21 protein-coding genes are annotated in these 20,206 nt (G+C 64.1%); 11 read left to right on the top strand and 10 right to left on the bottom strand.

Features of this window, described 5'->3' with window-relative positions:
- Position 1 precedes the first annotated feature (1 nt).
- The 4 genes from Q0T48_RS09625 to Q0T48_RS09610 all read right to left on the bottom strand — a co-directional run bounded on the left by Q0T48_RS09625 (position 2) and on the right by Q0T48_RS09610 (position 4,755).
- On the bottom strand, positions 2-904 hold the full coding sequence (locus tag Q0T48_RS09625) for a carbohydrate ABC transporter permease (RefSeq protein ID WP_295955630.1): 903 nt from the start codon (positions 902-904) through the stop codon (positions 2-4).
- A 3-nt stretch (positions 905-907) separates the two neighbouring features.
- Positions 908-1,744, bottom strand: coding sequence for a sugar ABC transporter permease (locus Q0T48_RS09620; RefSeq protein ID WP_295955682.1), 837 nt, complete (start codon positions 1,742-1,744; stop codon positions 908-910).
- A gap of 279 nt (positions 1,745-2,023) precedes the next feature.
- The gene (locus Q0T48_RS09615; protein WP_295955680.1) at positions 2,024-3,211 is read right to left on the bottom strand and encodes an ABC transporter substrate-binding protein; all 1,188 of its coding nucleotides are present in this window, start codon (positions 3,209-3,211) and stop codon (positions 2,024-2,026) included.
- Positions 3,212-3,366: 155 nt separating this feature from the next.
- Positions 3,367-4,755, bottom strand: coding sequence for a GH1 family beta-glucosidase (locus Q0T48_RS09610; protein ID WP_295955629.1), 1,389 nt, complete (start codon positions 4,753-4,755; stop codon positions 3,367-3,369).
- Between the two features lie 136 nt (positions 4,756-4,891).
- Here Q0T48_RS09610 and Q0T48_RS09605 point away from each other — a divergent pair, with 136 nt between their 5' ends.
- The 7 genes from Q0T48_RS09605 (at position 4,892) to Q0T48_RS09575 (ending at position 13,230) form a co-directional block, all read left to right on the top strand.
- A complete protein-coding gene (locus Q0T48_RS09605) occupies positions 4,892-6,850 on the top strand; it encodes a PAS domain S-box protein (RefSeq protein WP_295955626.1) in 1,959 nt (652 codons plus the stop codon).
- Entirely contained in the window at positions 6,847-7,494 is a 648-nt protein-coding gene (locus tag Q0T48_RS09600; RefSeq protein WP_295955623.1) for a response regulator transcription factor, read from the top strand. The genes Q0T48_RS09605 and Q0T48_RS09600 overlap by 4 nt, the downstream gene beginning before the upstream one ends.
- A 314-nt stretch (positions 7,495-7,808) precedes the next feature.
- Positions 7,809-8,021: a hypothetical protein gene (locus Q0T48_RS09595; RefSeq protein WP_295955621.1), complete on the top strand. Its 213-nt coding sequence runs from the start codon at positions 7,809-7,811 to the stop codon at positions 8,019-8,021.
- 3 nt (positions 8,022-8,024) lie between these two features.
- A complete protein-coding gene (locus Q0T48_RS09590) occupies positions 8,025-10,631 on the top strand; it encodes a diguanylate cyclase (RefSeq protein ID WP_295955618.1) in 2,607 nt (868 codons plus the stop codon).
- Positions 10,632-10,761: 130 nt separating this feature from the next.
- On the top strand, positions 10,762-11,139 hold the full coding sequence (locus Q0T48_RS09585) for a response regulator (RefSeq protein WP_295955617.1): 378 nt from the start codon (positions 10,762-10,764) through the stop codon (positions 11,137-11,139).
- Positions 11,140-11,143: 4 nt separating this feature from the next.
- A complete protein-coding gene (locus tag Q0T48_RS09580) occupies positions 11,144-12,490 on the top strand; it encodes a sigma 54-interacting transcriptional regulator (RefSeq protein ID WP_295955612.1) in 1,347 nt (448 codons plus the stop codon).
- 182 nt (positions 12,491-12,672) lie between these two features.
- Complete coding sequence (locus tag Q0T48_RS09575; RefSeq protein ID WP_295955610.1) at positions 12,673-13,230, top strand: hypothetical protein; 558 nt, start codon at positions 12,673-12,675, stop codon at positions 13,228-13,230.
- Between the two features lie 70 nt (positions 13,231-13,300).
- Here the strand turns inward: Q0T48_RS09575 and Q0T48_RS09570 are convergent, their stop codons facing one another.
- A complete protein-coding gene (locus tag Q0T48_RS09570) occupies positions 13,301-14,311 on the bottom strand; it encodes a zinc-binding alcohol dehydrogenase family protein (RefSeq protein ID WP_295955607.1) in 1,011 nt (336 codons plus the stop codon).
- Between the two features lie 81 nt (positions 14,312-14,392).
- On the opposite strand from Q0T48_RS09570, the gene Q0T48_RS09565 reads away from it, so the two are divergent.
- The gene (locus Q0T48_RS09565; protein WP_295955603.1) at positions 14,393-15,304 is read left to right on the top strand and encodes a LysR family transcriptional regulator; all 912 of its coding nucleotides are present in this window, start codon (positions 14,393-14,395) and stop codon (positions 15,302-15,304) included.
- Here Q0T48_RS09565 and Q0T48_RS09560 read toward each other — a convergent pair whose 3' ends face one another.
- Positions 15,305-15,892, bottom strand: a complete 588-nt coding sequence (locus tag Q0T48_RS09560) for a flavin reductase family protein (RefSeq protein ID WP_295955600.1) — start codon at positions 15,890-15,892, stop codon at positions 15,305-15,307. It abuts the gene before it with no gap.
- Between the two features lie 102 nt (positions 15,893-15,994).
- Here Q0T48_RS09560 and Q0T48_RS09555 point away from each other — a divergent pair, with 102 nt between their 5' ends.
- Positions 15,995-16,261: a cupin domain-containing protein gene (locus Q0T48_RS09555; protein ID WP_295955598.1), complete on the top strand. Its 267-nt coding sequence runs from the start codon at positions 15,995-15,997 to the stop codon at positions 16,259-16,261.
- Positions 16,262-16,297: 36 nt separating this feature from the next.
- Positions 16,298-16,807 carry a Dps family protein gene (locus tag Q0T48_RS09550; protein WP_295955595.1) on the top strand — a complete coding sequence of 170 codons (510 nt, stop codon included), beginning with the start codon at positions 16,298-16,300 and terminating at the stop codon, positions 16,805-16,807.
- Positions 16,808-16,889: 82 nt separating this feature from the next.
- On the opposite strand, the gene Q0T48_RS09545 is transcribed toward Q0T48_RS09550, so the two are convergent.
- From Q0T48_RS09545 to Q0T48_RS09535, 3 genes are all read right to left on the bottom strand, one after another.
- Positions 16,890-17,102: a putative motility protein gene (locus tag Q0T48_RS09545; protein ID WP_295955593.1), complete on the bottom strand. Its 213-nt coding sequence runs from the start codon at positions 17,100-17,102 to the stop codon at positions 16,890-16,892.
- Positions 17,103-17,213: 111 nt separating this feature from the next.
- Entirely contained in the window at positions 17,214-17,669 is a 456-nt protein-coding gene (locus tag Q0T48_RS09540) for a hypothetical protein (RefSeq protein WP_295955591.1), read from the bottom strand.
- 16 nt (positions 17,670-17,685) lie between these two features.
- Complete coding sequence (locus Q0T48_RS09535; protein ID WP_295955588.1) at positions 17,686-18,090, bottom strand: hypothetical protein; 405 nt, start codon at positions 18,088-18,090, stop codon at positions 17,686-17,688.
- A 204-nt stretch (positions 18,091-18,294) separates the two neighbouring features.
- Between Q0T48_RS09535 and Q0T48_RS09530 the strand changes: the two genes are divergently transcribed.
- Positions 18,295-19,545: a DEAD/DEAH box helicase gene (locus Q0T48_RS09530; RefSeq protein ID WP_295955585.1), complete on the top strand. Its 1,251-nt coding sequence runs from the start codon at positions 18,295-18,297 to the stop codon at positions 19,543-19,545.
- 98 nt (positions 19,546-19,643) lie between these two features.
- Here Q0T48_RS09530 and Q0T48_RS09525 read toward each other — a convergent pair whose 3' ends face one another.
- Positions 19,644-19,928: a hypothetical protein gene (locus tag Q0T48_RS09525; protein WP_295955582.1), complete on the bottom strand. Its 285-nt coding sequence runs from the start codon at positions 19,926-19,928 to the stop codon at positions 19,644-19,646.
- Between the last annotated feature and the right edge of the window lie 278 nt (positions 19,929-20,206).

Here is a 20,206-nt window from a genome sequence, read left to right as displayed (position 1 = left end):
ATTAGCCTTTAACAGCACCGGCGGCGATACCACGCACGAACCAGCGACCGGAGATGAGATAGATGAACAGCGGCACCGAGGAGGTGAGGATGGTGGCCGCCATGTTGACGTTGTACAAACGTTCGCCCGTGGTGGTGTTGATGATGTTGTTGAGCTGCACCGTCATGGGCAGGTTCTCGCGCCCGGCAAACACCAGGCCCAGCAGAAAGTCGTTCCAGATGCCGGTCACCTGCATGATCACCGCCACGATGATGATGGGGGTGGACATGGGAATCATCAGCTGGAAGAAGATGCGCCAGAAACCACCGCCGTCGATGTGCGCGGCCTTCACCAGCTCTTCGGGCAGGCTGGCGTAGTAGTTGCGGAACAGCAGCGTCATCACTGGCATGCCGAAGATGGTGTGCACCAGCACGATGGCGGGCAGGGTACTGAACAGGCCCAGCATCGACAAGCCGCGCACCAGCGGGTACAGGTGCACCTGGTAGGGAATGAACGCACCCAGCAGCAAGATGGCAAAGAACCAGCCCGCCCAGGGCCTGCGCCAGTAGGCCAGCGCGTAGCCGTTGAGCGCACCGATAAAGATGGACAGCGCGGCGCTGGGGATGACGATCTTCAAAGAGTTCCAGAACCCGACCTGGATGCCGGTGCACTCCAGCCCGGTGCAGGCGCTGGACCAGGCCACCACCCAGGCATCGATAGTGGGCTGGCTGGGCAGGGCGAAGATCTGGCCCAGGCGGATTTCTTCCATGGGCTTGAGCGATGTCACCACCATCACGTACAGCGGCAGCAGAAAGAACAGCGCGCTCATCAGCAAAAAGGCGTAGATACCGAGCCGGGCCGGGGTGAAAAAGCGTTGTTTAGGGCGCTGGTTGCGCACTTTGAGGGGGGAGGTTGCGGTGCGCATGGTTCAGTGGCCCTTGTTGTTTGCATGTTCCATGCGGTTCTTGGCGTACAGCCAGGGCAGCAGGGCCAGCACCGTCAGCAGCAGAACCACCGAGGCGGCCGATGCCAGACCGATGTTGGCGCGGTTGAACAGGTAGTCCATGATGAATTTGGCGGGTACCTCGCTGGCAATGCCGGGGCCGCCGCCGGTCATTGCGACCACCACGTCAAACACCTTGATCACGCCCAGCGACAGCAGCACCGTGGCGGTGGCAATGCCGGGGGCAATCATCGGCAGCACGATGCTCAGGTAGACGCGCCAGACGGGGATGCCGTCAATGCGCGCGGCCTTCCAGATTTCCTCGTCTACACCGCGCAGGCTCGCCAGCAGCAGCGCCATCACCAGCCCGGCAGACTGCCATACAGCGGCCAGGGCGATGGCGTACATCACCTTGTCCTGGCTGATGATCCAGTCGAACTCAAAGTTCGGAAAGCCCAGCTGGCGCACCGCCTCTTGCAGGCCCAGTCCGGGGTTCAGCATCCACTGCCAGACCAGGCCGGTGGCCACAAAGCTCATGGCGTAGGGGTACAGAAAGATGGTGCGCAAAATGCCCTCGCCGCGCACCTTCTGGTCGATGAATACGGCCAGAAAGAAGCCCAGCACCAGGCAGGCAATCACAAAGATCACGCCAAACAGCGCCATGTTGTGCAGCGACAGCCACCAGCGGTCGGTGGTGAAGAGCTTTTCGTACTGGGCCAGGCCGACGAAGTTGGTGTTGGGAAAGGTTTTGGCGCTGGTGAACGACACGGTGATTGACCACAGCACCGTGCCCACGTAGCACAGCAGCACGGTGATCGCCATGGGTAGCAAGGCGAAGTTGACCGCCCAGTTCTGGCGCTTGCCGCGCCGAGGCGGCGGTTTTATATTTTTTGTAAGCACAATCAGCCTTCAGTGCACGCCAATGAAGCGCGACTAGCTATAAATTTAGGAATTAGTCTCACAGGGATAACGCACCTTCCACCCAAGATGCCGTGGAACCGGCTCCGCCGGGCCACTGGTATCGCCCCCTGCATGTCGTATCGGCTTTTTAAACCGATACGAGGGGGGTGGCGAAAGATGCGCAGCACTGCAGCCTGGGGGTTAGCCCTTGATCGCGCCCTGCAGCGCCTTGACCACATCGTCCACCGACTGGTTGGTGTTCCAGTATTTGGAGATGATGTCCTGCACGGCACCGCCCACATCGGGGGCCAGCAGCATGTCGGGCACGCCGATCTGGCGGGTCTTGTCCTTCATGATGGCCAGGCCGGTTTGGGCGCACATGTCCATTTGCGACGCATCGACATCGGTGCGGATCGGGATGGAACCCTTTTTGTTGTTGAACGCAACCTGGGTGGCGGCCGAGGTCATCGAGGTGGCCAGCATCTGCTGCGCCTTGATGGCGGCCGGGTCTTTGGTGCGGGGGAACACAAACACGTCACCGGCAATGATGTAAGGCGACTTGGGGCCAAAGCCAGGGAAGCAGCCATAGTCTTTGCCCGCCACCTGCTTGGCGTTGTTGAACTCGCCCTTTGCCCAGTCGCCCATGATCTGCACGCCGGCCTTGCCGGTGATCAGCATCGAGGTGGCATCGTTCCAGTTGCGGCCCGGCGAGCCTGCATCGGTGTAGCTTTTCAGGCGCTTGAAGTCGGTCAGCACCTTGCGGAAGGCGGGGGTGTTGATGACGGCCGCATCGTGGTCCTTGAAGAACTTCAGGTACAGATCGGTACCGCCGACCTGTGCCACCCAGCTGTAGAAGGTGATGTATTCCTGCCAGCCCTGGCCACCCAGGGCCAGGGGCACCAGGCCGGCGGCCTTGAGCTTGTCCAGCGCAGCAAACAGTTCATCGGGAGTCTTGGGTTCGCTGGTGATACCGGCCTTGGCAAAGGCGGGCTTGGAGTACCAGAACCAGCTGGGCATGTGGATGTTGACCGGGGCGGCGTAGTAGTGGCCGTTGACCTTGATGCTGCTGATGACGGGCGCGGGCAGCATGGTGTCCCAGTGCTCTTTGGCGGCCACGGCATCGATGTCGTTGAGCATGCCCTCTTTGATGATGTCCAGGTACTGCTGCGAGGTGTTGAACATGGCGGCGGTGGGTGGATTGCCGCCGACGATGCGGTTGATGGCTGCTGCACGGGCCGCCTCGCCACCGGCCACGGCCGTATCGACCCACTGGCCACCCGATTTATTGAACGCAGCGGCCAGTTCCTGCACTGCCGCCGATTCGCCCCCCGAGGTCCACCAGTGCATGACTTCCGCTTTGGTTTGCGCCTGTGCGCCCGTGGCGGCCATAAGGCCGATAGTGGCCAGTGATGCAATGGCCAGGGCCACCGAGCTACGAACTTGTGCTTGCATGTTGTCTCCAGTTTTTATTGAAAGAGGGCTCACTGCCCAGGGGAAAAAGGGCAGAACCAGCGTACTAACGCCGATCCTGCCAGGAAAACCAATCAGCGCGCAGGGCGCTCTTTACGCTGTTTCAAAAAGGCCTGCACCGCCAGCGAGCTGTGCTTAGGCGTGCGTACCTGGGTGGTGTAGTCCACATGGGTAATGCCAAAGCGGCGCTCGTAACCGTAGGCCCATTCAAAGTTGTCCATCAACGACCAGATGAAGTAGCCGCGCACGTCCACCCCGGCCTTGATGGCGGTGTCCACCGCCATCAGGTGCCGCTCCAGGAAGCTAATGCGTTGGGTGTCTGCCACGCCGCCATCGGCACCCACGCTGTCGTCGCTGGCCATGCCGTTTTCGGTGATGTAGACCGGAGGCATGTCTTTGTAGCGGGTATTGAAGTCCACCAGCAGGTCGGTGAGGCCCTGGGGATATACCTCCCAGCCCATTTGTGTGCGCTCTACCGCATCGGAGTGGGGGGCTTCCTGGTAGCCGCCTTTGCCGTCCGATTCGACCTCGGTGCGGAAGTAGTAGTTGATGCCCAGGAAGTCCATCTTGGTGGAGATGATTTCCATGTCGCCCGCCAGCACCAGTGGCTCGGTGCCCGGCCACAGGCGGAACAGGTCTTGCGGGTAGGTGCCCAGCAGCAGCGGGTCGAACACCCAGTGGTTTTGCTGCACATAGGCCAGGTACGACGCATCCTGGTCGGCGGCGCTGTCGGTGTGCGGGCCAAACACGCCGGTATTGCAGACGATTCCGCGCATCGCTTTGGGGTCGTTGGCCTGGATCTTGGCCAGCGCCAGGCCGTGGCCCAGCAGCAGGTGGTGCAGGGCCTGCGTGGTCTGGCGCAGATCGGTTACGCCGGGGGCATGGCGGCCAATGCCGTAGCCCAGGTAGGCCGAGCACCAGGGTTCGTTCAGCGTGGCCCAGGCGGTCACCTTGCCTGCCAGCTCGCGGCTCATCAGGTCGGCGTATTCGGCAAAAGCGTAGGCGGTTTCGCGGCTTGCCCAGCCGCCCCGGTCTTGCAGATGCTGGGGCAGGTCCCAGTGGTACAGGGTGACGTAGGTTTGCACGCCTTTGGCGATGAGCGCGTCCAGCAGTTTTTTGTAGAAGTGGATGCCTTTGGCGTTCGGGTTGCCCTTTTCGTCCATCACGCGCGGCCAGGCGATCGACAGGCGGTAGGCATCCACGCCCAACCCGGCAATCATGTCCACATCAGCCTCCCAGCGGTGGTAGTGGTCGCAGGCCACGTCGCCGTGGTCGCCGTGCAGCACGCGGCTGGGTTCGTCGCAGTAGGTGTCCCAGATGGACTGCAGGCGGTCATCCTCGTCGGCAGTGCCTTCGATCTGGTAGGAGGCGGTGGCCACGCCCATCAAGAATTCAGGCTGGGCAATGGCCGAGTTGGCGGGGATGTTCAGGGCAGGAATATTCAGGGAGGGGGCAGCGGGCATGGTGTTCCAGAAGATGCAGCAGGGTGGGTAAGTGCCGCGATGTTAGGGACGATGGGCGTTGCGGTATGTAGGGAAAGTTTGACACCCGTACTATGGGTATCCCTGAGTGTGGCCCGATGCGGCACACTTGCACACCATGCATGACACCCCCCCACTTCTGACCGACCGCCTGGGTGCCGACGGCCTGCCGGGCGTGCCCGGCTACAGCGAACAAAAGCTGAAAAACGCCCCCCGCTTTGGCCAGGGCGCAGTGTGGCGCTGGCTCAGCGAGGCCGACCTGCTGGACCAGCGCGGCGAGGCCCAGGCCGAATCGGTGCTGGTCTCCAACAGCCACCGCGTGTGGCAACTGCTGCGCGAGATGCCGGTGGGTCTGGTGCTGTACGACGCGGACTTTAACGTGGTCTACCAGAACCGTGCCAGCGAGCTGATGACCGGTTTTGGTGCCGACGAAGCCGTGGGCCGCTCCCCCGTAGGCCTGTGGATACTGCACGACCAGGTAGTCAACCTGAACCACACCCTGCACCGCATGCGCACCGAGCGCATCTCGCTGCACGGGCGCGGCGTGCAACTGCGCCGCGACGGCCATGTGGCCTGGGTGCAGTGGTACACCACGCCGCTGTTCGACGGCGACCTGTTCATCGGCTACCTCGGCACCCACACGGACATCAGCGAAGAGCTGCGTGCTCACACCGCCGTGCGCGCCGCCAAGCAGCAGGTCGATCTGCTGGTGGACGCGGCGGTAGACATCGCCATGCTGCAACTCTCGCCGCTGGGCCGGGTGCAAAGCTGGAACCGCAATGTGCAGACCCTGTTTGGCTTGCCCGCGCTAGAGGTGCTGGGCCAGGATCTGGCGGAGGTGCTGGACCTGCCCGCGCATTGGCCTGCACTGCTAGACGGTGCGGCGGGCGGTGCGCGCATGGAATTTGAGGGCTGGCTGCCGCGCCAGCCCGAGGGGCGTTTCTGGGGCAACCTGCTGCTGTACCCGCTCACCGATGAAGTCAACACCGTGGTGGCCGTGGTGCTGGTGGCCCGCGACCTGAGCGACCGCCGCATGGCCGAGCAAAAAATCCGCGACAGCGAAGCCCTGCTGTCGGCCATCGTCTCCACCACCAGCGACGCGATTCTGGGCCTGGACGCGCAGGCTTGCGTGGTCTTCAGCAACTCGGCCGCCCAGCGCATCTTTGGCCGCAGCGATGCACAGTTGCTGGGTCTGCCGCTGGCCGATGTGCTGCCCCATGCCGACCTGCCCGGCCTGATCGGCGCGGTGTGCACCCTGTCGGGCAAACGCCATGACGGAGCGACCCTGCACCTGGAGGCCTCGGCCAGCGAAACCCGCGTCAACGGCGAAATCCTCGTCACCCTGACCGCCCGCGACGTGACCGAGCGGGTCGAATCCGAACAGGCCCTTCAGCACTACCGCGAGCAGCTCTCGGCCCTGTCGCGCCAGCTGATGGAGGCCGAACAGCAAACCAACCGCCGCCTGGCCCAGTTGCTGCACGACCAGCTCGGCCAGACGCTCAGCACGCTGCGCATCTCGGTCGATGCGCTGCGTGCCCAGCTGCCGCCCAGTGCCACGCCCGCCATCGACAAAAGCTGGATCCGCGTGTCCGGCATGATCGACCGCGGCATGCGCGAGGTGCGCCAGGTGCTGGTCGAGCTGCGCCCGCCGCTGCTGCAAGAGCATGGCCTGGGCGTGGCGCTGGACAACGAAGTCCAGGCCGAAGCCGCCAACCACAGCGCGGTGGCCCTGCGCCTGCACATTCCCCCGGCCATGGCCGACCGCCGCTGGAACCCCGAGGTCGAATACGCCGTCTTCATGGTGGCCCGCGAGGCCATCGGCAACGCCCTGTGCCACGCCCGCTGCCAAAGCCTCACCGTGGGCATCGAGCCCCTGGGCACCCAGGGCCTGCGCCTGGTGGTGCAAGACGACGGTATCGGCCTGGGCCCCATCGGCCAGGCCCTGAAACCCGGCCACCTGGGCCTGGTGGGCATGCGCGAACGCTCCCAGGCCATCGGTGCCCACCTGAGCGCCTGCCCGGCCAGCAGCTTGGATGGCGAGCGCGGCACCGTCATCGAACTGAGCTATTCCCCATGACAGATTCTGTGTACCTGGTCGATGACCACGCCATCCTGCGCGAAGGCCTGCGGGCGCTGCTGGAGCCGTCCGGCTTTAACGTGGTGGGCGAAAGCGGCGACCTGCCTACCGCCCTGCACGACATCGTGCGCGCCCCGCCGGATTGCGTGCTGCTGGATTTGTCGCTGGGCGAACGCTCCGGCCACGAGCTGCTGGCCGAGCTGCAGCGCCGCAAAATTCCCAGCCGCGTGGTCGTGCTGAGCATGATGGCCCAGCCCCGCCAGGTGATGGATGCCGTGCGCATGGGCGCAATGGGCTATGTGCTCAAGGGCGCGTCGGGGGCCGAGGTCATCACCGCACTGCGCCAGGCCTGCTGCGGCCAGCACTACTGGAGCGCTGCCATCGAGCGCGTGGCCCAGGAAGCGCTGCTGCCCGCCGACCCCGGCGCGCCGCTGGAGCCGCTGCACACCCTGTCGCAGCGCGAGCGGCAGGTGCTGAACCTGGTGGTGCGCGGGCAGCCTAGCAGCAGCATTGCCCATACCTTGAACATGTCGGCCAAGACGGTGGAAACCTACCGCTCGCGGGTGATGGGCAAGCTGGGGGTGAGCGACATCACCGGGCTGGTCCGGCTGGCGGTGAAAGAGGGCTTGTTGGATGGAGAGTGACATTTTTTAAGAAGAATCGGCCTCTAGCGTATATTCCATATACACTAATAGCTATTATTTATATAGCAAAAAGGTCGCACGATGGGGACCAGAAAATGTCGGCTTTCACCGACACCGTAAGCCATTGATTCCATTGGCTTCTTAGCAACCAGGCCGGGAACTTGTCGGTGAATCCCGACAAGCTGCCCTCCCGTCTACCCGCCAGTCCGTTGATTCCATTGGGTATTTTTCTTGGCATGTATCTTGTGAATACCTTGCCGGGCCTGTTGCAGGCAGCGTCCCCCGGTGTTTGGTTTTCACTACAGGTGTCTCCGATGTCTATTCTTCTCATGCTGGTACTGGTTCCCTTGGCTTTGGTGCTCGTGTTGGTGATTGCGGCGGTGGCTTCGGCACCGCCGTCGTCTTCGGATACCGCGGGCGCTTCGTACCGTATGCTGAAACCGTCTGCACGGCCACGGCGCGGTTCTGAGTCCCAGGCAACGTCCGAGAACGACGCGTCCTCTGTGGCCGCCGCGGGTTTCCAGTAAGCCATGGCGGCTGTGCTGGGTCCGCGGGCAGGCGAGGGCCCTTGGACCGGGGCCTTGAAGGGCTGGATGCGCAGGGTCCGGCCGCGCTACCGTTTACCGGCCGATACGCGCCGCACCCGCTATGGCGATGCGTCGGCCGCTGTGCCATTGCTTGCGCCGCAGTTGGAACAACAGGTGGCTGAATTGCAAGAAGAAATCGTCCAGCTGCGCGTGCGCCAGCAACAACTGGAAATTTTGGCCCACCACGACACCCTCACCGGGCTGGCCAACCGCAAGCTGCTGCAAGACCGCTTCCAGGGCGCAACAGAGCGGGCGCAGCGCAGCGGCGCGTGCTGTGGGCTGCTGATGCTGGACCTGGACGGTTTCAAGGCCATCAACGACCGCTACGGCCATGCCGCGGGCGACACGGTGCTGGTCGAGGTAGCGCGGCGGCTGGTGGCGGCGATGCGGGTCAGCGACACCGTGGCGCGCCTGGGGGGCGATGAGTTTGTGGTGCTGATCGAGTCGGTGCAGGGCGCGCGCGAGGTGCTGCAGATGTGCCGCATGCTGCTGTCCACCCTGCGCGAGCCGGTGCATCTGGACTCGGGTACGACGCTGTCGGTAGGGGCCAGTATCGGGCTGGCCATGTACCCGGACGACGGGTTGGATTTGCCGCACCTGCTGCATGCGGCCGACCAGGCGATGTACGCCTGCAAGGCGACCGGCACGCTCCAATGCGGCATGCCGCACAACAGGCCTGTGCAGCCGTTGCCGGTGCCCCCACAGGCCGCGTTGCCGCCCATAATGGGTGCCCACCCCGCCCTTGAACCTGCCGATGTGCCCCCACACGGCGGCCCGCCCTACACCATGGTTTCTGAAGCCGACCTGCACGCCCAGATACAGCAACTGCAACAGCAGTACCAAGCCCTGCAAGCGGACTACCAGAACCTGCAGGCGGAAAAAATCCAGCAGCACATCGCTGCCGATCTGTGGCTGGCACAGCGCACCCGTGAGCTGCAGGCCGAAGCGCTGGAGCAGAAAAAGGCCGAAACCCTGCAGCGGGTGTTCTACCGCATTGCCGAGCGGGCCGCGGCGGATCTGTCGTTCTATGATTTTTTGCAAACCGTGCACGGCCTGCTGGGCGAGCTGCTGTATGCCAAGAATTGCTATGTGTGCCTGTACGACGCGCGCAAGCACGTGCTCAATTACCCGTACTACGTGGATGAGCGCGATGGCGATGTGATGCAGTGCAACGATGTGCCTTATCGCAAGGGCTTGTCGGAATACGTGCTGCGCACCGGGCGGCCACAACTCATCGACCATGCGCGGTTTCTGGCCCTGCAAGCGGCAGGCGACATCACCGAAGCCAGCGGCGACCTGAGCTTTTCCAGCTGGCTGGGCGTGCCCATGTACATCCAGGGCGTGGTCAGCGGCCTGCTGGTGGTACAGGGCTACGAGCCGGGCATCGGCTACAGCGCGTCCGACGTGGATATTTTGTCTTTTGTGGCCAACCACGTCAGCAGCGCCATTGAGCGCCACCAGGCGCTGGACGAGGTGCGCAAGTCAGAGGCGCGCTACCGCACCGTGATTGAAAACGTGGGCGTGGGCGTGGTGGTGGTGCAAGACCGGCGCATGGTGTTTGCCAACCCCAGCCTGGTGCGCATCGTGGGCCATCCACTGGAGTTTTTGCTGTCCAGCCCTTTTACCGCGACCGTGCACCCGGACGATGTGGCGCCGATGCTGGACCGCCACGAGCGCCGCTTGCGCGGCGAAGACGTCGAGTCGTTCTACGGTATCCGCGTGGTCACGCAGCAGGGCGAGGAGCGCTCGCTGGAGCTGTCGGCCGTGAAGATCGAATGGGGCAAGCGCGATGCCACCCTGCTGTTTGTGGTGGATGCCACGGCCCGCGTGCATGCCGAGCACACCCAGCGGCAGACGCTGCACAAGCAGTCGGAGCTGAACGACATGAAGTCGCGCTTCATCTCTCTGGCTTCGCACGAGTTCCGCACCCCGCTGGCCATCATTTTGTCGTCGGACGAGCTGCTCAAATACTATGGCGACCGCTTGCCCGAAAGCGAGAAAGCCGAAGTCATCCACACCATCGAAGGCGGCGTGCAGCGCATGATGCGCATGCTGGACCGGGTGCTGCTGCTGGGCAAGGCCGAGGCGCAGATGCTGGAATTCCAGCCCCAGCCCTTGGACCTGGCCGGGCTGTGCCACAGCCTGGTGGAAGATGCCCGTATCCAGCAGCCCGAGGCACGCTGTGCATGGTTGACCGACTTTGCCGAGATGCCCGCCAGCGGCGTGTTTGACGAGAAACTGCTGCGGCATATTTTTGGCAACCTGCTGTCCAACGCCATCAAATATTCGCCGCATGGCGGTACGGTGGGTTTTCGTGTGTTCCCGGCGGACGGTGGCCTCGTGTTTGAAGTATCCGACCAGGGCATCGGCATCCCTGAGGGGGATCTGGCCCATCTGTTCGAGCCTTTTCACCGCGCCTCCAACGTCGGCGACATCCAGGGCACCGGCCTGGGCCTGTCCATCGTCAAGAACGCGGTGGATTTGCACGGCGGCAGCATCCAGGTGCGCAGCCTGGCGCCACAGGGCACCTGCTTTTCTGTTCGCATCTAGTGTCTGGTACGGATTGTGGCCAGGCGGCGCGTCCTTATAAAATACGCCTGCCCAGGCAGTAAACGCTTCGTTACGCCACTCCTGCCCGGGCAGGCTGGTTTCACGATCCGTTGGTATACCGGGAACAGACATGGCGCGTATTTTGGTGATCGAAGACGAAGCTCCGATCCGTGCAAACCTGCTGCGCTTCATTCGGCTCGAAGGCCATGAGGGCATGGGCGCGGCGAACGGACAACAGGGCCTGCAAGCGGCGCTGGACAGCCCGCCCGCGCTGATCTTGTGCGACATCATGATGTCCCCGCTGAACGGCATGGACGTGCTGGCCGCGCTGCAACGCCACCCCGCACTGCAACACATCCCTTTCATCTTTTTGTCGGCCAGCGCCGAACCCGAGCGCCTGGAAGAAGCCCTGCGCTCCGGGGCCCGCGGCTACGTCACCAAGCCTTTTAACTTTGCACAATTGCGCACGGTGCTGCAGCAATACGTGCCCGCCGTCTCGGCCACTTGACCGCATGGCCCGCATCCTGATCGTGGACGACGACCCCGCGCTGCTGCGCCTGCTGTCGTTGCGCCTGCACTACGAGGGGCATACCGCCATCGAAGCCGCTAGCGGGGCCGCCGCGCTGGCCAAGCTGGAGCACGAGCTGCCGCACACCATGATTACCGACCTGCAGATGCCGGGCATGGACGGCCTGCAGCTGTTCGAGGCCGTGCACCGCCGCTACCCGCTGCTGCCGGTCCTGATGCTGACGGCCAACGGCACCATCGCCCATGCCGTCAAGGCCATGCAGCGTGGCGTGTTTGGCTACATCACCAAACCGTTTGAGGGTGCAGATCTGATGCGCGAAGTCGACCGCGCGCTGGCCGTGTCATCCGCCCTGGGGGCCGACATGCCCAGCGAAGACGGCGGCGAAACCTGGCGCGAGGCCATCGTCACCCGCAGCCCGCTGATGGAGAAGCTGTTGGCCGAGGCCCGGCTGATGGCCCAAAGCAATGCTTCTGTGCTCATTTACGGCGAAAGCGGCACCGGCAAGGAGCTGCTGGCCCGGGCCCTGCACGCCTCCAGCCCCCGCAGTGCCGAGCCGCTGGTGGCGGTGAACTGCGGTGCCATCCCCGAGAACCTGGTCGAGTCCGAGCTGTTTGGCCATGTCAAGGGTGCGTTTACCGGGGCCATGCGCGACAGCGTGGGCCTGTTCACCAGCGCCCACCGGGGCACGATCTTTCTGGACGAAATTGCCGATCTGCCGCTGGCCATGCAAGTCAAACTGCTGCGCGTGCTGCAAGAGCGCGAGGTGCGCCCGGTGGGGGCCGCCAAGTCGCACAAGGTGGACGTGCGGGTGATTTCGGCCTCTAACCGCCTGCTGTCAGACGAGGTGGCGGCAGGGCGCTTTCGCGAAGACCTGTTTTACCGCCTGAATGTGGTGGGCCTGACCCTGCCACCGCTGGCCGAGCGCCGCGAAGACGTGGTACTGCTGGCCAACCACTTCATGCGCAGCCTGTCGCAGCGCTACGCCAAGTCCATCACTGCGTTTGCGCCCGGCGGACTGGAGCAGCTCAGCAAGGCCGCCTGGCCCGGTAACGTGCGGCAACTGCAGAACGTGGTGGAGAAATGTGTGGTGCTGTGTACCGGCTCCCTCATCGCCGCCACCCTGGTGCAAAGCGCATTGACCAGCCAGGGCAACGAGCTGCTGCCGCTGGACGAGGCGCGCAAGGAGTTTGAGCGCGGCTACCTGGCGCAGCTGCTCAAAATCACCAATGGCAGCGCCGCCCAGGCCGCCAAACTGGCCCACCGTAACCGCACCGATTTCTACGCGCTGCTGGCCCGCCACGGCATCGACGCGGCCCTCTTCAAGGCTTGATGTCCGCTTGACCGCGGGCTGTTGGGAAGGTTGAGGGTAAAAACAGGCTCTGGTGCAATGGCTACCTGCATAAGCAGCTATTTATATAGGAGCAAAAAACAATTTAAAACCTGGAACTGTCTTCCACCCGGCGTACTCCCACGTTGAAGACCTACCTTGATAAATTAAAACGAGAGCGCTACATGCCCCACCCATTGGTTCCTTTTTCTCGATTTTTACCCCGTGCCGGTTTCCGTACCGCGGCGGCCCTGCTGGCGCTGGCCTGCGGGCTGGCCGCAGGCGCGGCCCAGGCGCAAGACGTGTACATCAATGGCACCGTCGGCGGTGCCATTGCCCCTGGCGTGTACGGCCAGATCAACTTTGGCTCGCGGCCCCCGCCGCCGGTGCTGTACGCCCAGCCCATGCTGATCCAGCGCGGCCCCATCGCCGAGCCGCCGCTGTACCTGTACGTGCCACCGGGCCATTCTAAAAACTGGCGCCGCTACTGCGGGCGCTACAACGCCTGCGGTCGTCCGGTGTACTTTGTGCAGGTCAACGAGCGCAACCGCTGGTGGGCGCCGCCGCACGGTGGCCCCCGCCCCGACCACGACCGGCGTGACGAACGCGGTGACCGGGGTGACGGCCCCCGCCACGGCCGTGGCCACGATGACCACGGACGCGGCAATGACCGTAACGACCATGGCCGCGATGACCGTGGCCCTGGACGCGGTGGGCCGGGCCACCGGCAGTTTGACAACTAAAATGGCCTCTAGCGCAGGTGAGTCATACGCAAGTAGCTACTGATTCTGTAGCGTCTGGCTGCCTGGCAGGCTAAAACCCCGCCAGCACCACTTTGCCGTGGGCCTTACCGCTTTCGAGCAAAGCGTGGGCCCGGCGCAGGTTGACGGCGTTGATGCTGCCAAAGCTGCTGCTAAAGGTGGAGCGGATGCGCCCCGCGTCCACCAGCGCGGCCACCTCGGCCAGTAGCTTGCCCTGCTCGGCCATGTCCGGGGTTTCAAACATCGAACGGGTGAACATCAGCTCCCAGTGCAGCGACAGCGCCTTGGACTTGAGCGGCATCGCGTCCAGCACTGGCATATCGTCGATAAGGCCCAGGCGGCCCTGCGGCTTCAGGCTGGCAATGATTTGCGCGTAGTGCTGCTGCGTCTGGGTCAGGCTGGCCACCAGATCGACCTGGCCAAAGCCCGCCGCCACCAGTTCGCTGGCCAGCGGCTGGCTGTGGTCGATCACCGCGTGCGCCCCCAGGTCCAGGCACCACTGCCGGGTTTCCGGGCGCGACGCGGTGGCAATCACGCGTAGCTGGGTCAGTTGGCGCGCCAGTTGGATGAGGATGGAGCCCACGCCGCCTGCGCCGCCCACCACCAGCAGTGTTTGCCCCGCGCCACCGCCCTGGGGCACCCCCAGCCGGTCGAACAGCAGCTCGTAGGCGGTGATGGTGGTCAACGGCAGGGCGGCGGCCTGTTCGTCGCTCAGCGTAGTGGGCGCGCGGGCGACGATGCGCTCGTCCACTGCATGCAGTTCGCTGTTGGCGCCGGGGCGGATGATGGAGCCGGCGTAGTACACGCGGTCGCCCACGGTGAAGTTCGCCACGTCGGAGCCGATAGCTTCCACCGTGCCCACGGCATCCCAGCCCAGCACTTTGGCCTGCCCGGCAGCAGGCGCGGAGTTTTTGCGGACCTTGGTGTCCACCGGGTTCACCGAGATGGCTTTGACGCGCACCAGCAGGTCGCGTGCCCCCGGCACCGGTGCGGGCAGCTCCAGGTCGAGCATGGCTTCGGGGTGGTCTACGGGCAGATTGGTGTGGTATCCAATGGCTTTCATACAGTGTCCTTTTTACGATGGTTCGACTGTAGAGCGATAAGCGCATATTGATAAGATGGCTTCGAATGAAATCACTTTCAAATGAAAATTGAAAATGTGGCCGACCTGCAGGTGCTCATCCACACCGCCCGTGGCGGCACCCTGACGGCCGCGGCCCAGGCCTTGGGCATCACCCCGGCGGCGGCCAGCGCCACCCTCAAGCGGCTGGAAACCCAGCTGGGCTCGCGCCTGTTTGAGCGCTCCACCCGGGCCATGCGGCTTACGCCCCAGGGCCAGATCCTGCTGGACTACGCCCAGCGCGCGTTCGAGCTGCTGGCCGAGGGCGAATCCCAGGTGGCGGCCGACCGGGGCGCGCTGGTCGGCACCTTGCGCGTTGCCGCCCCGTCGGACCTGACCCGCACCGTGCTGCTGCCCTGGCTGGGCGAATTCCAGGCCCTGCACCCAGGGCTGCACCTGGCGCTGTCGGTGGGCGACAAGCCGCTGGACGTGACCCGCGACGAGGTGGATGTAGCCCTGCGCTACGGCGCGTTGGCCGATTCGCGCCTGATCGCCCGGCTGCTGGCACCCAGCCGCCCCATGCTGTGGGCATCGCCCGCCTACCTGGGCCAGCACGGCACGCCCATCACGCCGCAAGATCTGCTACTGCACAACTGCATCACCTTTGTGCGCGGTGGCCGCCAGCACCGGCGCTGGCGCTTTGCCTTGAACGGCCAGTGGACGGAGGTGCGGGTGCAGGGCGACCGCAGCGTGGACGATGCGTCCCTGGCCCGCGAGTGGGCGCTGGCGGGTGCGGGCATCGTCTTCAAATCGGCCCTGGATATGCGCCAGGAAATGGCCAACGGCAGTCTGGTGCAGTTGCTGCCCGCCTGGGATACCGAGCCCTATCCGCTGCACGCCCTGCTGCCCAGCGGCCGCTTTGTGCCCAGCCGGGTGCGGGCGCTGGTGGAGTTTTTGGCGCTCAGGTTCGCGCGCTTGCTGGAGCCTGCGGGCTGATCACGTCCCGATTTGCACCGACTGTCCGGTCGCATAAAACTGCCCACCGGCCACGTAATGCAGGGTGCGCAGCGCATCGGGCGCGGCATCAAAGTGCCAGCGGCCGTCGCTGAACACGCGTTCGTCGGCCCAGGCGGCCACCACTTCGGCGATGAACAGGTCGTACTGGCACTGGTTGTGCGGCTCGGGCAGCACCCGGCACTCCAGCCAGGCCACGCAGCCTTGCACCAGCGGCGCGGCGATCTGGCTGGCGGCAATGGTGCCGATGCCATGCTGCGCCAGTTTGCCCGGCACGGTATGGGTGCTGTCGGTGCCCACCGCCAGAGTTTGCGCGGCCATGGCCACGCAGGGAATGTTCAGGGCAAACATCCCGCTGGTCTCTACCAGTTGCCGGGTCAGCGTGGCCTTGTCGATCACCACCATCACCTTGGGCGGGTCGAAGTCCAGCGGCATGGCCCAGGCGGCGGCCATCACGTTGGCGGTGTCGCCGTGGGCCGATGACACCAGTACGACGGGGCCGTGGTTCATCAGCCGGTAGGCTTTGGCGAGGGGTACGGGAATGCCGTGGGCGGGGGCAGAGAAGTGCATTGCCGCACTGTAGCCCAGGGGCTGTGGGGTCGCTTGGGCGCGGGCCAGCAGCGCCTGCAGGTTTTGGGGACAATCTTGGCAATGGATCTACCAGGAGCTGCCATGCAACGCCAAGAATTTACCGATACCCTGGCCCTGGAGGGCTTTGAAACGCTGGTAACCGTGACCCGCGAACCCCACGGCAGCATGGATGAACACACCCATGCATTCGAGGCCAAGGCCTTGGTGCTCAAGGGCGCGCTGACCATCACCGCCGCCGGTGTGGAGCAGGCGTATGCCGTTGGCGAAGTGTTCCACCTGCCCGCGATACTGCCGCATTCCGAGCGCTATGGCCCGCTGGGCGTGGAGTACCTGGTTGGCCGCAAATAACGGCCTATTTTTGTCAACTGTCACCCCAAGGAGTCTATGAAAAAGTCTGCTACTGCTGCCACCAAAAGCACGCCCGCCATCAACATCGGCATTGGCGACAAGGACCGCGCCGCCATCGCTAAAGGCTTGAGCCGCCTGCTGGCCGACACCTACACGCTGTACCTCACCACCCACAATTTCCACTGGAACGTGACCGGCCCGATGTTCAACACTTTGCACCAGATGTTCATGGTGCAGTACACCGAGCTGTGGGCGGCGGTAGACCCGGTGGCCGAGCGCATCCGCTCGCTGGGCCATGCCGCGCCGGGCTCGTATGCGCAGTTCAGCCAGTTGGCCTCGGTGCCCGATGCACCCGCCACGCCCCCCAAGGCGCTGGAAATGGTGCGCATCCTGGTGCAGGGCCACGAAGCCGTGGCGCGCACCGCCCGCGAGCTGTTCCCGGTGGCCGACAAGGCCAACGACCAGCCCACCGCCGACCTGCTGACCCAGCGCCTCACGGTGCACGAGCAAACCGCGTGGATGCTGCGCTCGCTACTGGAAGAGTAATTAAAGAGTGATTTGCTATTAAAAAAAGAGCTACTAGCGTATGTTTAATATGCGCTAGTAGCTCTTTTTATGCCTGAAAACTTCAGGCGTAGGTATTGAGTTGGGTGCCCAGGCTACCGCTGGTAGCGAGTGTGGGCGCTGCTGCGGGCTGGGGGATGGACTCGATCAGCGCCTGGGCCGCCATCGCTTGCGCATCCAGGGCTTTTTTCAGCACCCGGATATTCAGGCTGTCGGAAGCGGGGGCTTGGGCATCTGCGGTGGCCGATTGCACGGCGGCGGTGCTGGCGATGTTCATGGCGATTCTCCTGGCAATATAAACTTATCGGCAGGGCGGTCGGTGACTTGAGCGGTTTAAGGTATAGCAACCTTCATGGCTCGGGGTGCTCGGCCCCCGAGTCCATCAAAGTTAGTGCAATAGCCGCACGGCCGCAATCGCCACCCAGCCCAGCACAAAGTTCAGCACCACCAGCGTGTGGATTTGGCTGGCCGCCTTGGCCGCCAGGGGCCATTCGGCCGCCGCCACCGCGCGTTTGAACTTGGTGAATCCGGCGAAATTGATGTGCCCAAACGCCAGCACCATCACCACGCCCAGGCTGGCCATCACCGCCCAGCCCAGTGGCAGGTTGCCACCGGCGGCTTTCATGCCGCTACCGAACATATGGCCACCCGTGGCCAGCAGCACCACGATGGCGCCCAGCACCAGCCGGAAAAACCGCTGCCACACCTGCACCATCAGCCGGGCACGGGACTGGGCCTCCAGCGCCAGCAAAGCGGCAGGCCGCAGCGCAAACAGCATGAAGGTCATACCGCCCATCCAGACGATGGCAGCGGCGAGGTGGAGGAGTTTGAGGATGTCGTACATGGGGCTTTTTGTGGGGTTATTTGGTGCGCGCCGGGCCGGGCGGCAGGGGGGCTTGCAACAAGAGGGGGCTGGGCTGGTATGCGCCCATCGGTAAAACCATGCGGGTCAAGGGAATGTTGACCTTTTCGGCGGGCACCACGCCGTCTTTTTCCTTCAGCCGCACAAACAGGCCGTTGCGGCTGATATGCACATGGCTGACGGTATGGGGTTCGCCCTCGTACTGCACGTCGGCTCCCGGTTTGTAGAGCGCAATCCATACGCTGGGCGGTGCGTCTTCCTCTGGCACGATTTCGGCAGATGCCGCTACTTCGGGCGTGCTGGGGGCAGGCAGGGTGGGGGCTACCGCTGTGCTGGATACGCCTGCGGCAGGTACTGCTGCTGTGGGGGGCGTGTCGAACAGGGAGTCAAAATCGTCGCTCAACTGCGGCTTTCTTTCACGGGTGGGTGGGGTAACGGGCGAGGGGATGTCGCCAGTGGGCCGGGTGCGTATGCTGCAAACTTCATAGCAAATTACGCAGACAGTAGGCGCGCTGGCGTTGAATTTAACACGCAAACGCTTTGGTTGCCTGGCCTACGGGGTTAAACTGCCTACCCCCTCCTAGGCGTCCTGCCCGACGCACCTCCCATGCCATTTGCCTCCCTGGGACTTGCTCCCGCCTTGCTGCGCGCCGTGCGCGAACAGGGCTTTACTGCACCTACTGCCATCCAGACCTCGGCCATTCCGGCCATCGTGCGCGGGGCGGATGTGTGGGCCGCAGCCCCCACCGGTTCGGGCAAAACCGCCGCCTTCGCCTTGCCCCTGCTGCAGCGCCTGATGGACGCGCCGCGCCAAGACGGCAAGCGCCGCCCCCGCGTGCTGGTGCTGGTGCCCACGCGCGAGCTGGCGGCCCAGGTGGCCGAGGTGTTCCGGGGCCTGGCCCAGCACCTGCCGCAGCCTTTGAAAATTGCGGTGATCTTTGGTGGCGTGTCCATCAACCCGCAAATGATGGGCTTGCGTGGAGGGGCCGACATCGTGGTCGCTACGCCGGGCCGTCTGCTCGATCTGGTGGACCACAACGCCCTGCAACTGTCCCACGTGGCGGCCCTGGTGCTGGACGAGGCCGACCGCCTGCTGGACCTGGGCTTTGCCGAAGAGCTGGCCCGCGTGCTCACGCTGCTGCCCGCCCAGCGCCAGAACCTGTTGTTCTCGGCCACCTTCCCGCCCGCCATCGACGCACTGGCCGCGCAGCTGCTGCGCGACCCGGTGCGCATCGAAATGGCCGCCGAGCCCACCACCCACACCGCCGCGCCCGCCATTGCCCAGCGTGCCATCGCCGTGGATGCCAGCCGCCGCACCCAACTGCTGCGCCACCTGGTGCAGACCAACAGCTGGCAGCGCGTGCTAGTGTTTGTGGCCACCAAGTTCTCGGCCGAAATCGTGGCCGACAAGCTGCGTAAGGCCGACATCTGGGCCGAACCCTTCCACGGCCAGCTCAGCCAGGGCAAACGCACCCAGGTGCTGGACGATTTCAAGGCCGGGCGCGTACACGTGGTGGTGGCCACCGACCTGGCCGCCCGCGGCATCGACGTGGCTGAGCTGCCGGTGATCGTCAACTACGACCTGCCGCGCTCTGCTGTGGACTATGTGCACCGCATCGGCCGCACCGGCCGCGCCGGGCAGAGTGGCGAAGCGTTTAGCTTCATCACCGCCGACACCGAAGCCCATTTCGCCCTGATCGAAAAGCGCCAGGGCCTGAGCCTGCCGCGCGAAGAAGTGGCCGGTTTCGAGCCGGTAGAGCTGGCCGCGCCGTCTCTGCCCGCGCAGACCAACGGCGGTATCAAAGGCAAGCGGCCCAGCAAGAAAGACAAGCTGCGCGCTGCAGCCACCGCCGGTTGATCTGCCGTCAAATTTATAAGAAATAAGCCTCTGGCGCAGATTCTGCCTGCGCTAGTAGCTATTAAAAGCAGAGCATTGCAACTCTGCCGCATTTTGTCTTAATCGGCAGCGATTTCTGCGCTGTCTTCGTCTTCCATGGTTTCGCTGTCCATCACCGCAATCTCGGCGTACTGGGTGCCGTTGAGCTGGTGGCGGTAGGCCACATAGGCGTGGCGGGCTGTAGCCTCGTCGTCGCCTTCGTCATCGGCCGCGGCGGCCTGCAAATGCAGCTTGGCCGCCGCCGCAAAGTGGTGCGCCGCCATGCGGTGGTGGTCGCCTACGGTTTCAAACTCTTCGTCAAAGATTTCGGTTGGCAACTCGGTCGTGGTATTGGCAGTGTTCATAAAGTCCTCGCAGATGCTGGCGCGGCGACATACCGCGTGGCTAGGATGCGTGGTTTGGATGAAGGCTTGATGACACGGGTGCTATGGTAGTGATAGCTGGTGGCGCAGGTTTTGTGTGCGCTGGAGGGGGATTTTTGCTTTAAGGCAACGCTGAATAAGTCCCGACCTGGCGCGTGACTTGCATTGGTATTGTCATCCCTCACAAGGCGACAAAGATGAAGCAACACACCCTGGCCCTGGCCGCCGACCAAGAAGCGGGATTCGCCCAGCACCGCAAA

The sequence above is a fragment of the Rhodoferax sp. genome, assembly GCF_025354435.1.
Classification (GTDB): Bacteria; Pseudomonadota; Gammaproteobacteria; order Burkholderiales; family Burkholderiaceae_C; genus Rhodoferax_B.
Note: the sequence above shows the minus strand (reverse complement) of the source record. Positions and strands in the feature narration are given on the sequence as shown.